Here is a 14,379-nt window from a genome sequence, read left to right as displayed (position 1 = left end):
AGCTTTGTAGTTGCTGACCATCCATATAAGTAGTGTATTTTCTTCAATAACTCGCTGGCCCCTCTATATCCGTGTTTTTTCATCTCATTTATCCATGCAGGGTTTAAGACTTTGGCTCTTACAACCCTTTCTATCTCTTCTTTCATTCCTCTAACTTTAGTAGCAGATATATCCCTTGTGTCTACAGTTACAATCTCAACATCGTTTCTTTTTGTTAATGCCTTAACTGCATTATAGAACCCTCCGTGATAACTATAATAACCGTCATCATTTAGTACATCGTGCTCATCACTTATGTGATTCTTATTTACTACATCCACAGTTGTTAGAGATAAAACTAAGGATTCGGTAGCTTGTTTTCCATAACCTTTCTTAGTATATGCATAACTGCTCCACTGTATCCATACCTTAGCCAAATCCATATCGTTTTTCCAAGCAGATGCTTCTACAGCATAATCTACACCAGCCCCGTAAGCTCCAGACGGATCTCCATAGACCCTATAGAGAGCCATTTCTTTAGCTTCGTCCTTACTTACGCCCATCTCTATGAGTTTAGATAGATGTTCAAGGTAGTGTTTTCTTACATAATTTTTCTCCAGAGGTTCATCTAAATTTGCAACTTTTGCCACTGCGTCATCTATCAGATAAACATAGTTTGGTAAAGTGTCTCTAACGATACCACTTATCCTTACAACGACATCTATTCTAGGTCTTTTTAGCTCATCTAAAGGTATAACTTCTAAACCTCCGACAGATCCGTCAGGTTTCCAAATAGGCCTAACGCCAAGTAAATACAGTATTTGAGCTAACTGCTCCCCATCTGCTTTATATGCATCTATGCTCCAAAGAACTTGGCCTACGCTTTCTGGGTACTTTCCATGCTTTTCTAAATAATATTTAATGAGTTTCTCCGCAGTCTCTACGCCAACCTTCCATGCATAGGGTGTAGGAATAGTAGTTGGATCTACCGCATAAAAGTTTCTGCCAGTCGGTAAAATCTCAATCTTCCCCCTTGTAAGAGCTCCGCTCGCCCCTGGACTGACATATCCTCCGCTTAAGCCCGTGAAAAACCCTTTATACTCGGAGATGCCACTAAGTTTTATTTTCTCAACTATGTCAATTGCTCTTAAGAACGCTTCTTCAACACTTTTCCTTTTATCTTCTCTAAACTTTATTTCACGCACTTGCATAAACCTCACCTTTTAACGAAAAATTAGACTCTAACTCCTGCTTAACAACATCTACAATGTTTGCTTTAAGTTCGGGGTTTCTTAAAATTCGTTCTAATGCCTTTATAGTAACTTTCCTTATTAGCTCAAGTGTCTCAGAGTTTGTAAGTCCAAGTTCGTTTACTTCAGAAGGATTTGACCTCATTCTATCATAGTTTAATCCCATGAATTCAGCAATCACTCTCACTATTGACGGGTAGTTATAAGAATCATACGTCATAACTGTAACTGCATAAGTAGCGAGCTTAGATGGGTCTTCAGGAGGATGTCCAAATATATGTAGCCCCATGTCTATTTGTGTTCCTCTAACCATATCTAGGTATCTATGTACCTCTCTGACAACCTCGTCTGGATCTCCCTCTTTTACCCTAATGTGATTCTTCTTAGCTTTCTCTAGGATATCTTTATACACTATCTCAGCTCTAACAAATTCTCCACTTTGTTTCGCTTTCCAATATTCATCTACTAGATCTTCTAAGTCATCTAAAACATCTGCGACATCCATTGGGGGATATATATGATCTACTATCTTAGCATAAGACCTTCTCTTAGCTACTACCCCCTCCATTGGGTTAGAGACTATATACACATAGAGATGTGGCAAATCGTCTATAGATATCTCAGGCCAGTCAGATGGAGAGAGACCAACTCCTTTACCATGTCTCCACTCTAAGTAACCGTGGGTTCCAAAATGTATGATCATATTGGCTTTGAAGACTCTAGATACCCATCTATAAACGGAAAGCCATTGATGTGGGGGCGTTATTGTTGGATCATGAAGAACTCTGCATGCTCTACCATCACAAGCTGAGCCGGCACAACCTGCTTTAGGCTGTGGCATAATAACTATGTTCCCAAACCTTATGCCTGGAATAGCGAACTTCCCATTATATACCATGCCTACCAGAGCCTTATATGCCCTACCATGTAACACATCTGATGGATGAGCCCAGTCCTTTATCATTTTATTCTTAACGTCCTCTGGAAGCTCATTAAACCATTCTAAGTATGTATTCTCGTCAACGAAGTCAAGAGCTCCACCACGCTTAACAATCTCTTCAATTGGCGTCCATCTAAACTCGCTTATAGCCTTTCTCTCCATAATCATCCTTATTAACTCTTTCCCATTTCTTGGTAACTTTAAGGGATCTCCTACATCATATCCAAGTTCGTGAAGCTTGTGAAGAAGCCTAACTACAGACTCTGGGACATCAAGTCCCCAGCCGACAGCAACATTTGCTTCCAAACCCCTACATGGAGGATTTATAAGGACAATAGCGATCTTCCTCTCTTTAGGTGGCTTTTGTCTCAGCTCTATCCATTTCTTAACTCTTCTAGCTATGTATTTTGTATGAGGTTTAAAGGTCTCGTGTACTCTAGTGCCATCCTCGTTAGTTCTAGTGCCAGAGATGAATATGGGCTCTATAGCTCCATCAACTTCTGGCATGATAACGCTATAAACTTGCGTCATATAACTAATTCCCCATTGATCACTAAGCCACTCATTAACGCTCTTGAAAAAGTCTAGAATAGGAGTTATTACAGGAACATTAAGCTTCATAAGGAGTTCAACCCCTTCAACCTCAGTAAACGACCCTTTCTTTTTCCACCAAGCACCATGATCTAGAAGGAAGAACGTTGTTAGATTAATTAAAACGTCTATTACTGGCTTGCCATCAACAATAAAGAACTCTCTGATTGTATCCTCTTTAGATGGGGTTTTGAAAATATCATCCCTATAACCATGAGTGAATACTGGCAAAACGCCTAGCCCTTCACTTTCTAGGTCTTCTATAAGGTCGTCAATATATTTAGTAGTGCCATAAAGCCAATAGTTCCTGTGAAATAAAATCCCTACCATTGGTCCCTTTGATCCATACCTCTGGAGATAATCTTTAGTGCTTTTAAAGGCTCCAAGTTTAGGATGATAAATTCCATGCCATGGAACCTCTTCAATTGATCCTACATCTACTTTATATCCTAGCTCTCTGAGTATTAGATGAATTAAATTCTTGAGGTTTTCCTCTCCATTAACCTTGAAGTATTTCGTAGCCTCAGCGTATAATTGTAGAGAACATCTATTAAGATGAACATAGTCCTCCAGTAAAGATATAACTACTTTAGCCCCGCTATTCTTGATCTTATCTTCAACTGAGTTTGGAAGTTCGTGGGTATACATAATGATAGCATCAGAATCTGCAATTGTATTGGCATATTTTTCTAAGCCTTGAGTTGTTGTTACTAAATAGTCGAATTTGTAAGTTTTGGATTTCTCCTCTAGAACTTTCTTGAGTAAAGGTAAAATGTCCATCCCCATGCCTATTATAAATGAGATCCTCATTATATCACCTATAAGAGTATTTTTCCTCTAAGTCTTCAAATCTATAAAAAAATTATTATTTTTCTTAGTAGAAAGAACCTTTAGATAGCACTCTGGTGGGGCAAACATAAAACAAGTCGCATCCATATATGTGGATAAGTTATCCATATTATTAAACTTTTCGTCTTTCATGTTTTCTAAGAAAAGCTTATAAATATGGATAACTTATCCAACCAATCCATTAAAACGTTTCTATGAAATACTATTTCCGTATTCAATTATAAAAAGTGAAAAAGAACAAACAATAAGTGAACATTAATTAGAGCAAAAGAAAAACTTCAACTTCTGTAAAGAAACTTTTAAATTAGTAGTCAAGTGAGGCAGAACAACGTACTACGTACATTGATAAAAAGAATTGAACCACATTACCATAAATACACTCAAATACTTAGGCTTCACAGCAAACTTGTAGTAATGTAATAAGTTCTGTGTAATTTAAACTTTCGAAACTAGTGGTTCATATAAAAACTAAGAGGAATAAATTTACCAAATTTATAATAAAAAATTATTTTATATCTTTTTATATAAGATAGCCTAAAAAACTGGAAGAGTAACGTTCAGATTTTCCTTTACCCATGATGTTGTTATATGTTTAGGCGCTGTCCCGTTAACGATAGCATGAAACATTTCTATTGCATAAACTGCAAGAGGTCCTGGCTCGTTGACAAGGTTAGATGCTAGACCACTTAGGAAATAAATTCTACCTTCTTTATAAGCAGTGACATTTTGGATGCCGGGCATGCTAGAGATTTTTGACATTACATAAGTATAGTTTTGTCCCATTTCACCAGCAACAATAACTTGAGGATTAGCTAGCAATAGTTGACTAGGAGAAACTACTGGATATTTTGGAAGGTTAGAAAATACATTTATTCCGCCAGCAGATACAATGATGTTATTAATAAATACATTTCCGCCAGCAGTCCAGAAATCTAAATTGGGGTTTATGTATGCTATATATGCAACAGTTGTGTTCCCAGTAGAGGAGAACTCTGCAATCTTTTGGTTCATCCAATTCACTAATTTCTCTCCTTTAGAAGTTACATTAAAATAAACAGCAATTTTCATTATGTTTGCCTCTATTTGAGAAAATGAATATGCGTAATCACTATTGGTAGCCAATACATTTAAACCCAATTTTTCCATCTCTGGGATATATTGTGCATCTAAGCCGTATTCAACAACTACAACTGTGGGATGAAGCAATAATATCCCAGAAATGTTAGGGTTAATTATACTGTTGAATATTGTAACGTTTTTTGGTATTTCATTAGTTAGGTTAAGATACTGAAGAAGTTGATAGGACCATTTATCCATACCAACAATATATTTTCCAAGTCCTAAAGCAATTAGATCTTGAGTACCGCTTGGGATTAAGCTTACAATTCTTAGTGAATGTTGAGTAGAATTTGCTATTGGCACTGAAGTACTTACTGGAATGTTAGAAGAAGTTGGAGCAGTTACTGTATTGTTTGTGTTGTGATAGCTTATTAGTGCACCAGCAACTACAGCTATAATAACAATTACAGCCACCACGATTCCGATCGTAGACGACTTCATATGGTTAGGATATCCTATCCATATTTATAAGCTTTACTTTAAATAAGTTTAAGATCAAAAAATTTATAATATGGATAGGATATCCAATTCATTATGCTAAAGTACATTTTTGCCGTGCTTCTGCCAGTTTCATTTATTTTAGGACTCTTATATGGAGAAGTTAGGCTGAGCTTTTCTCAAATATTTCACCCTCATGGTGCATACTCAATAATTCTTTATGACATAAGATTACCTACAGTTATCTCTGCTATGCTCATTGGAATTCTTATCTCTTTAAGTGGCGCTGTCCTTCAGCACCTATTAAAAAATCCTCTAGTAGATCCTTATATTGCTGGTACATCTTCTGGTGGGGAATTTGGGGCTATACTCAGTTACTTTCTTTTAGCCTTTAATCTTCCCTTTTCATGGATAATTTATTTCCAACCCATTGTAGCATTTGTTACAGCAACCTTGGCCACATTAATCACTATAGGAATTGGTAGAAAAGGGAACATTTACACAATTGTAGTTGGAGGGATAGTTGTTTCATACATTTTTTCATCCTTAACAACAATTCTCCTTGTAATTTTCCAAGAGAAGTATCCTCAAATACCTCCCATAACTTTCTGGCTCCTGGGTGAAATAGAAATAGTAGGATGGAGAGATGTTATTATCCTCTCTATACTTTCTGCCTTGTTTGTTTTGTTAGCATTAAAGTTCTCTAGAGCTCTGGATTTGGTCTCAATTAGCGATGAAATGAGTTATACACACAAGATTAACCCAGGGAGACAAAGACTTTTTTGGCTTCTATTAGTTAGCTTAGTTAATGCTTATGTAGTTTCAATAGCCGGCATTATAGGGTTTGTTGGAATAATAGTTCCTCACATTGCAAGAAGGATAAATGGTAGTATGAGAGGCTTATCTCTTTACTCACCACTAATAGGAGCAACAATTATGGAATTAAGTAACATTGTATCTCGTGGAGTTTTTGGCACTGTTATACCTTTAACAGCAATAACTGCCTTATTAGCTTCCCCTATAATCCTTTCAATCTTAATTGAGGCTAATCAAAGGAGTGAGGTACAATGATAATCAAAGGGTTGAAAGTTAAATTAGGCAAAAATTTAATCTTGAACGACGTTTCCCTTTCTTTTACTAATGGAGTAAATTTGATTCTAGGTCCAAATGGCTCTGGAAAGACAACGTTAATAAGAACAATTATAGGGATGATAAAGCCAACAGAAGGGGAGATAAAGGTGGAGGAAAACTTATCATTTGCCCCTGCGGAGTTTTACTCCCCTGATATGAAGGTTAGAGACATTATATTTGCAGGGAAAAAGAAAGGGAAATATGAGAAATACATAAAAATGTTTAACGCTGAAGAGTTCCTAGATAGAGACTTTTTAACCCTCAGCTCTGGAGAAAAAAGACTTATACTAGTTATAAAAGCTCTTGCTGAAGGAGATCTAGTAATAATGGATGAGCCATTATCAAACCTTGATATAGCTAAAAGGAAGAAAATTATTGAAAGCATAATGAGGATAAAGGGGGAAAAGCAATTCCTTATTACTGCTCATGAGCTAGAAATGATTAACTTTGCTGATAACGTGATTGTAATGAGAAAAGGGAAAGTTGTTTACCAGGGTGATAGAGAAGGGGTTAATGAAGAATTGCTTTCTTCAGTGTACGGAGTACAAGTTAAAAAAATAAATTATGATGGTTATGTTTTTTTCAAAACGTATTAACATTGTTAATTGATTTATGGGGATTGTTTTAATAACTAGAATTAAAGGTAACTAAGATAAATAATAACTCATGAAGCTTACTACTCCTTGTGAAGAGGCTTACAAAACCACAATCCCAGTTTTAAGAACAGCGATCGCGAGAGGATTAATAGAAAGAGGAATGCCAGTAGTAAAAGCGTCAAAAATTGTCGGAATCTCTGCTACTACATATGAAAAAAATATAAAAGAAAAGAGTGAGGAAATTGAAAAACTTCTTTCTGATGAAGAGATTAAAGATATGATCGAAGCATTAGTTGGTAGAATACTAGGAAATCAAACAATAGAAAGTACTTCGTTCTGCTTACTATGTTCTAAGTCGAGAAAAATATTCAACCTACAGCCTTGCCCTCTATATTAACCTTGATTATGAAAAGTTTTATTAAACATGAGCAATACATAAGTTTATGAACCGTCTAGTAACTTCATTTATTATTTTATTTATAGTAATAGGAGTAGCTGTTGCTACAACAGTAATTCTATCTAATGTTCTTCATATCTCTGTAAAAATAACCTCTGTTGTGAACGCTATCATAATTGGTACAGTAGGTTTTATTGCCACATATATAATTGCAAGAATATTAAAAGAGAAAACAGGGAGTATAGTAGGGAGAACTACTGCTGGAAGTCTTAGTTTGGTAATTCAAGTTTTAGGTTACACTATAGTTCTTATAATTGCTTTAACATCTCTTAATATAGGAGTAACTAGTGCACTATTTGGAGGTACTGTATTTGGATTAGTTATAGGTCTAGCTTTACAGACGTCCTTATCCAACGTGTTTTCAGGGATTTTCATCATCCTTAGTAGACCATTTAACATCGGTGATAGAGTTACAATAACCACATGGCAATATGGGATGTTAGCACCATGGTATCCGCCTAAATACTTCTCTAATGATTTCCTAATTCCGGGATATACCGGCGTAATTACTGACATAGGACTAATGTATACTACAATTTTGACCGATGACAATGTTCCTATGAAAATACCAAATAGCATAATGATACAAGCTGCAGTTTTTACTCATAACGAGGAATACAGGTTGGTAAGGACAAGATACGAGATATCTAAAGATTTAGACCCTGATTCAGTTATTCCTATCCTTGAGGAAAGGTTAAGCAAATTAGATTTCATGGTAAAGAAACCAGTGATAAAAGTTTATGATACAACCTTTACTACCTATGTAATCGTTGTTGATGCCTACTGTAAAGGACAATATGAAGAACCACCAAGAAGTGAGATAATAAAAATTATAATGAAGACAGTTAAAGAGTTACAATCAGTGAAAATTAATGCGAAAGATAGTTCTCACTAGCATAGTTTTTTTAATAATTGGAGTTCTTCTACTTCTCATATATTATGTCTTCTTTCCCTCATTTTACATTAAAGGAGTGTATTTACTTAATCCCGGAGAAAATAAAACCTTGAATATACCGTACTATTCTTACATCTTTGAGTATAAAGATAATATAACTAAACCCCTCAATATAACTCTACAAAGCACAACAATTAACAAATATTACGAAAACAACTCTATCTTTTATTACTTTGGAAATTCATTTGAGGGAAAGGCAATAGTTACTAATAACTATACAACGCCAGTACTGTTTGGTTATGTAGTCATTGACAATACATCGTTTTTCTTTTTCCTTCCAGTTCTTTTTTATCTAGGAATTATAATGATTGCTCTAGGACTTTTAATATTAGGAGCTTTTTATGTTATATTTAGAAAATCAGAAGAAGAAAATAAAAAACAACGAGAATAGTTTATTACCACTGTATTTTTGCTATTTTTTTCAACTCCTATTTTTACAAAGTTATTTATCAATAAGTCAAACAGTAAAGCTAAACCGAACATTAATAATGTGTCTTTTATTGGAGCAGGTGTTAGACCCGGAATGCCAAAAGTTACAATTAAGAACGAAACAATGATGTCTAAAATCATTGATAATAACATTGTCCTGCTAGGCTGTTTCCATTTTAGCAATAAACTTAAATACTTTTGATTATTAATTATTATTTCGAGGAAAAGTTGTATGAAACTCCCTTTGGTGATGCGCTATGCGTGGAGAGGGGAGTTGACAGCAAAACCTCAAGTGGGAGGCTCATGGCGTTAGCCTCGACTGGGCTCCATGCGGTGTGGTTGAAGCTGATGATACCACACCTAGAGCCAACCCAGGCCATAGATCGAAAAGTATTGAGAAATAACTAGAAATGACATGGTCTGGGAAACACATACTATCCCAGAAGTTTTTCATCTCTCTAACATTTAGTAAATTAAAAATATTTGAATAGAGTAAATATGCAAAGATAAGCGTCTACATTACGTAAAGAGCTGGCTTCTCCCCATCCTAAAAGGCGGGGCTTTCAGTTATAAAAGTTCAATAACCTTGTTAACATCACTTTTATCTAGTGAATTGTCTCCATAGAGTATCATTGTGTCTTCACTCTTATTAAATTCTTTCACAGAATTTTATTTAAATTTTCTCGTAGAACGTTCTTTACTTCTCCTCCATATTCTTGAATTCTACCAATATAATCTTCTAATGAAGGGTCAATAGGTAAATTTACATCTCCTTGGAAATCTCCAAACGGTCTGACTTTCTCGTTACCGCAGTTGAAATAAGACATGTTCACTATAACTGTTGATTTCTTTCCCTTCTCTTTTAGATAGTCAAGTAAGTAATTTACAACTTTAACTGAAACCTTAGAAGGAGTAGTAACTACAACTGGTTTAAAATCTGTTAACTCCTCCAAAACCAGTATCTCATCTCCCAACCCAGGTGGTAAATCAAAGACTACATATTCACTCTTTATTGCTGAATACGCAATTAACTCCTTCATAACATTACTCTGGTTTCTCCCCGGTAATAAGACGTATTTATCCCTTACAATTCCAGCTAAAGAGATTAAACCTACGTTCTTTATATTTACTGGCTGAAGGCCTTCTTTATTTACCTCTAACTCTTTACTCTCTACTCCGAAAAGTTTAGCAATAGCCATTGTATGTATGTCAAGGTCTATTAGCGTAACTGATGAAGGTAATGAAAGGGAAAGCAAAGCCGATATAACGCTTTTTCCGACGCCACCTTTAGCACTCATTACTGCAACGACTTTTTTCCCTTTTAATTTGTCTTTAGCTAGCTCTCGTAATGGCTCCATCCTCTACCACCACATTTTCAATATACATTTCTTGACCTTTAGCTTCAATATCATGAGAACCACAATAAGGGCATTTGAGAAAGGTGGGGAAAAGTTCTGGCATTAAGTGAAGTGGGTATTCCTCCCCATAAGAATTTCTTACGTCATTAAGTTGTCTCTCGACATCAGACAATCTAAATTCTTTACCGCAATTTCTACACTTGAATGTTGGTTCTGCTATTCTAACTTGCAGTTCTGCGGTTTCGGTTACTGGATTTTCCTTCTTTAGCTCATTAAATGCGTCTTTTAGCAAATCAAGATCAAGAAAAGAAAACTGAGGAACTACAAGAGTCACTTTAAGAACTTTCTTGTTAAAATTTTCTGTTAGTGTTTTCACAACTGAATAAGCAATAGACCACTCATGCATGATTATAGTTCTACGTGATTATATTTAAATCTAGCAAAGTGATAAGTCTAACGTCTTCTCCAGTTGAACTATGAATGAAAAGATATTCTAGTTATCATCAATTAGAATTTTATTAAAGACGAAGTTAATGTTTTAATCTGCTTAGTACCAGCTTATAGGTTTTATCATCAACTTTTAACCATCGTATTTCCTCTTCTAGTATCTCTTTTCCATAAAGGGAAAGGTCCCTCAAAATTCTACTAATCTTATCGGATTTACTTTGATTCTCTATTATTGCGTCCTCCAGTTTTCCACCATATTTTACTTTTAAAACAATACTTACAATTTTGTTTATCTCGTCAGGCACACCAACAATGCTATCTCTCAACATTATCTTAACTCTCTTGCATGGATAATTATACTTCTCAGCTAATTTACTTGTAGCATGCTTAAGTCTCCTACCCTTATCTACTATTCCTCCTATTATAAAAACGTCCGTACTTCTAATCATGTTTTCATCAGCAGCTGTATCACCATAAGGATCTAATACTATACAGTTATCTGACTCAATTTCATTGATAATCTTAGCTTTGCCTATCGAAAAGGGGGGAGAGTGAATCAAAGCCAAGTTCCCATCCCACAACCATTTCCTAATAACACTTAACGTAACTTCTACTTGTAAAAGGGTTTTCTTTTTCTCTTCTTCCTCCTCCAGTTCGTCAAATAATCCCATATCGATTACTATTAAGGGGTACTTGGGAAGTCGTAGCTCAACCTTCTTGCCACCTTTTCCAAAAAGGTATTTTACTTTCTCTTCCCCTCTTCCTTTGAAAAGCTGGATTCCCTCTTCTTCTTTTATTTTCAGAGCGTTAATATCAGCGTCTATTAATCCATAATTTCTTAAAAGCATCTTTATAGCTAAGTGTTGTAATTCTGGTTTTTCATGACCTACATATAGCTTATCAATATCATTTTTCTTTAGTTCTTCAGCAAATAACTTACCAATAATCATCTAACATTAGATAAAACTTTTTACAGTTAAAAAATGTTATTACTGATAATGAAAGCTAAGAGAGGAAAAATAGAAAATAAAGAAAGAAAAAGACTATCAGCCGTTGATTTGTTCTTCCTTTCCTTTGGTGGCCAAGCACCTTTCATCTCTTTGCTTACATTTGGTACCGTTATGATTTCTGAAGTGGGAACTGATGGGGCATTGGCAATGCTCGTAGCAACGTTCGTGGTACTCTTTAATGGTCTTGTGATCTATTTTCTTTCAACGAGATTCAAGAGAGGAGGGGGGTATTACATATATGCACTTTACTCTTTGACATCAAGATTAGGATTTAACACTGGTTGGAATTACATTCTCTATTCACTTTCTTATGGAGGAACTTTATTAAGTGGAGGTGCTTTCGCACTATATGTAATCTTATCATCAACATTTTCCTTTGAAATTCCTCAATGGCTTTTAGCTTTAATTGTGACGTCCATAGCCTCAGCATTAGTTATTTCTGGAGTCAAATCATCAGCAAATTATGCAATAGTTATGTCATCAGCCGAGGTGATAGCCCTAGTCTTTCTTTCGATAATCTTTTTAAATGATTCAGCCTGGAATTTTTACAACCCCTTTCATATTAAAGTCTCAATATCAATTTTGTTAGAAGCAGTAGTATACGGGTTAGGAATACCAACTGGTTATAGTTCTATAGCAACTTTAGGCGAAGAAGCTAAGGCAAGTGATATAGGGAAAGCATCAATAACGGTTCTACTTTTTGGAGGATTATTAGCCACGTTTTTCTTCTACTCTCTTGGAGCTTTAGGATTTACTGGTAACCTTGTAGAATATTTACTTTCTAGGTTTGGAATAATAGGTGCTTTAATCCTTGTTTTTATTGCATTAAATGATGGGACACTAGGAGGAGTCTCATATATTCTCTCTAACTCTAGGACTGTTGAAGCTATGGCAAGAGATAAGTTTCTCCCGACTTTCCTCTCAAAAACAAGAAAAGATAAACCTTTGTATGCTGAAATCTTCACCTCTTTAATTTTCATAGCTGTAATAACTGGACTTACCTATTCCCTGGGATTATATACTGTATTTGTTATACTAGGAGCTCTGTCTGGGTTAAACAACTTATTCATTCATGTTTCGGCAAGCGCTTCATTAGTAAGGATTGCATCAAAAAGAATTAGTAAAAATGTAAAGAACTTAATAGAGGTTATAATAGGGGTCATTTCCACGATAATAAGTTTAGGAGTATTCTTTTTCTCTCTGCCTACATTTGAAAAATACATTGTGTATATGTTTTTAGGCTGGATAATTCTAGGCTTCCTAATAGCTGAGGGATTAGAGATTACAAGAGCTGGTCAAAGCCAAGAAGAGTGACTATGATTACCTGGGTCTTAAAGCTTTTAGTCCTTCTTTAAAATATAAATAATCTAGGTAATTAACTCTGTTAATGATTTTTGTTATTTTTAGAAAAGAGTAATTGTGTTCCTATAAAACTATTCTTATAACGTGGTGAAGATTTTAAACAATTATTTGTTATAAATAGGTCCTATATACAACATAGTCCTATATACAACATATTGGAAATAAAAAAAAAAATTTATATAGTAATGCAATATCTAATATTCTTAGGATAATGACAATGAAGAGTTATATAGTTGAAGGTAAAGTTGATGCTGACAGTAGTATATTGTCTAGCGTTATAAAAAAATCAGATAACATTCTTTCTTACATTCCTTATCAAGTAGAAAGAGGTACAAATGAAATAACTTTACGATTCTCAAGATTTTTGCTATTTTCATTCAAAGACACCTTCAGAATAGAGGGGAAAATGGATGCGAAAGGAATGAGTATTTATACACTAGAATCAGAGAAAAAGAACAAATTTGAAATTTTTATAAGTATAAAAGAGGAAAAAGGACAACACCTAGTTAACATTGCAGTAAAATACGAAGGAGAAAAGGAATGGATCGTCAGTAAGTTCTTGCAAGAGATTGGTGAAAGCATTCTAAATGGAATTAAAGAAGAAGTAGGAAAAGTAGCTAGTACGATACAAACTACTGCAGATTTCTCTGAAAATCTAGGAAAACTAAGCTTTATAACAAAACTGTTAATGAAATCTAGGTTAGTTAAAACTGAAGAAGTTGAGATAAGTAAAGGTCAATTTATTCCAGTAATTTCAGATTTAATTCAAGGATTCTTGAGGTATCAATTAATTTATGTTTCTGGCTCTTCAGAGAATAAGTCCTTCAGAATACTTTTTGTTGGAGGAGATGTTAAAGGAGTTTATCTCAGCCTAAATGGAGAAGAAAAATTTGATGAGAAAAACTTAAACGAAATAGAAGGACATTTCAAAGTAAATATATATGTATCTTTAGAACCAGAAGCAATACTAAGAGGTGTTAGAAATGAAAGTGCATGAACCTTATGTACTGTTTGAGGATGAGAAACACAAGTTTATATGGTTAGGATTAGATGAAAGTGACAACGAAAAAGGGATTTTAACAAATCAGTATCTTATAATTCATGAAGGAAAAGGATATTTATTAGACCCAGGGGGATACTATGTTTTTGAAAGAGTTTATCAAAATGTAACTAAGTTTGTAAAGCCAGAGGACATTGTAGCAATACTCTACAGTCATCAAGACCCAGATGTTATAGGAAGTTTAAACTTATGGGTTGATCTAGCTCCAAATGCTAAGATTTATGTATCGGCATTATGGGAGAGATTTCTGCCTCATTTAGGTGCAGAGATGAAAGATAGAATAATTGATATACCAGATGAAGGAATGAGCATAGATTTCATAAAGGCAATACCAGCACACTTTATGCACTCACCCGGTAATTTCCATTATTATGATACTTATAGTAAAATATATTTCTCTGGAGACAT

At 34.8% G+C, this 14,379-nt stretch carries 15 protein-coding genes; 9 read left to right on the top strand and 6 right to left on the bottom strand.

Going from position 1 to position 14,379, the window contains the following annotated elements; translation table 11 throughout:
• The 3 genes from AC3OCB_RS11660 to AC3OCB_RS11650 form a co-directional block, all read right to left on the bottom strand.
• On the bottom strand, positions 1–1,190 hold a 1,190-nt coding region (locus tag AC3OCB_RS11660; RefSeq protein WP_498342741.1), incomplete at its 3' end, for a cobaltochelatase subunit CobN.
• A complete protein-coding gene (locus AC3OCB_RS11655) occupies positions 1,177–3,570 on the bottom strand; it encodes a cobaltochelatase subunit CobN (protein WP_498342740.1) in 2,394 nt (797 codons plus the stop codon). The genes AC3OCB_RS11660 and AC3OCB_RS11655, both read right to left, overlap by 14 nt.
• Before the next feature lie 573 nt (positions 3,571–4,143).
• Positions 4,144–5,169, bottom strand: a complete 1,026-nt coding sequence (locus tag AC3OCB_RS11650) for an ABC transporter substrate-binding protein (protein ID WP_498342739.1) — start codon at positions 5,167–5,169, stop codon at positions 4,144–4,146.
• Positions 5,170–5,262: 93 nt separating this feature from the next.
• On the opposite strand from AC3OCB_RS11650, the gene AC3OCB_RS11645 reads away from it, so the two are divergent.
• The 6 genes from AC3OCB_RS11645 to AC3OCB_RS11620 all read left to right on the top strand — a co-directional run bounded on the left by AC3OCB_RS11645 (position 5,263) and on the right by AC3OCB_RS11620 (position 9,142).
• Positions 5,263–6,237 (top strand): FecCD family ABC transporter permease, encoded by a 975-nt coding sequence (locus AC3OCB_RS11645; protein WP_498342738.1) that lies wholly within the window; start codon positions 5,263–5,265, stop codon positions 6,235–6,237.
• A complete protein-coding gene (locus AC3OCB_RS11640; RefSeq protein WP_498342736.1) occupies positions 6,234–6,893 on the top strand; it encodes an ATP-binding cassette domain-containing protein in 660 nt (219 codons plus the stop codon). The genes AC3OCB_RS11645 and AC3OCB_RS11640 overlap by 4 nt, the downstream gene beginning before the upstream one ends.
• A 70-nt stretch (positions 6,894–6,963) precedes the next feature.
• Positions 6,964–7,290 carry a transcriptional regulator gene (locus tag AC3OCB_RS11635; protein ID WP_498342735.1) on the top strand — a complete coding sequence of 109 codons (327 nt, stop codon included), beginning with the start codon at positions 6,964–6,966 and terminating at the stop codon, positions 7,288–7,290.
• Positions 7,291–7,336: 46 nt separating this feature from the next.
• On the top strand, positions 7,337–8,245 hold the full coding sequence (locus AC3OCB_RS11630) for a mechanosensitive ion channel family protein (protein ID WP_498342734.1): 909 nt from the start codon (positions 7,337–7,339) through the stop codon (positions 8,243–8,245).
• Positions 8,223–8,696 (top strand): hypothetical protein, encoded by a 474-nt coding sequence (locus AC3OCB_RS11625; protein WP_498342733.1) that lies wholly within the window; start codon positions 8,223–8,225, stop codon positions 8,694–8,696. Before AC3OCB_RS11630 ends, AC3OCB_RS11625 begins: the two co-directional genes overlap by 23 nt.
• Before the next feature lie 299 nt (positions 8,697–8,995).
• Entirely contained in the window at positions 8,996–9,142 is a 147-nt protein-coding gene (locus tag AC3OCB_RS11620) for a hypothetical protein (RefSeq protein ID WP_498342732.1), read from the top strand.
• Positions 9,143–9,393: 251 nt separating this feature from the next.
• Here the strand turns inward: AC3OCB_RS11620 and AC3OCB_RS11615 are convergent, their stop codons facing one another.
• From AC3OCB_RS11615 to trm10, 3 genes are all read right to left on the bottom strand, one after another.
• Positions 9,394–10,092, bottom strand: coding sequence for a P-loop NTPase (locus AC3OCB_RS11615; RefSeq protein WP_498342731.1), 699 nt, complete (start codon positions 10,090–10,092; stop codon positions 9,394–9,396).
• Complete coding sequence (locus AC3OCB_RS11610; RefSeq protein WP_498342730.1) at positions 10,067–10,498, bottom strand: hydrogenase maturation nickel metallochaperone HypA/HybF; 432 nt, start codon at positions 10,496–10,498, stop codon at positions 10,067–10,069. The genes AC3OCB_RS11615 and AC3OCB_RS11610 overlap by 26 nt, the downstream gene beginning before the upstream one ends.
• A gap of 124 nt (positions 10,499–10,622) precedes the next feature.
• Entirely contained in the window at positions 10,623–11,489 is an 867-nt protein-coding gene (gene trm10 / locus AC3OCB_RS11605; protein ID WP_498342729.1) for a tRNA (adenine(9)-N1)-methyltransferase Trm10, read from the bottom strand.
• A 48-nt stretch (positions 11,490–11,537) separates the two neighbouring features.
• On the opposite strand from trm10, the gene AC3OCB_RS11600 reads away from it, so the two are divergent.
• From AC3OCB_RS11600 to AC3OCB_RS11590, 3 genes are all read left to right on the top strand, one after another.
• Positions 11,538–12,863: an APC family permease gene (locus AC3OCB_RS11600; protein WP_498342728.1), complete on the top strand. Its 1,326-nt coding sequence runs from the start codon at positions 11,538–11,540 to the stop codon at positions 12,861–12,863.
• A 265-nt stretch (positions 12,864–13,128) separates the two neighbouring features.
• Entirely contained in the window at positions 13,129–13,908 is a 780-nt protein-coding gene (locus AC3OCB_RS11595) for a hypothetical protein (protein ID WP_498342727.1), read from the top strand.
• Positions 13,895–14,379 (top strand): oxygen-binding di-iron domain-containing protein (locus AC3OCB_RS11590; RefSeq protein ID WP_498342726.1); only part of this gene is annotated, 485 nt, incomplete at its 3' end. The genes AC3OCB_RS11595 and AC3OCB_RS11590, both read left to right, overlap by 14 nt.

Source organism: Sulfurisphaera sp. (genome assembly GCF_059755235.1).
The sequence above is the reverse complement of the archived record's forward strand: the minus strand, read 5'-3'. Positions and strand labels throughout refer to the sequence as shown.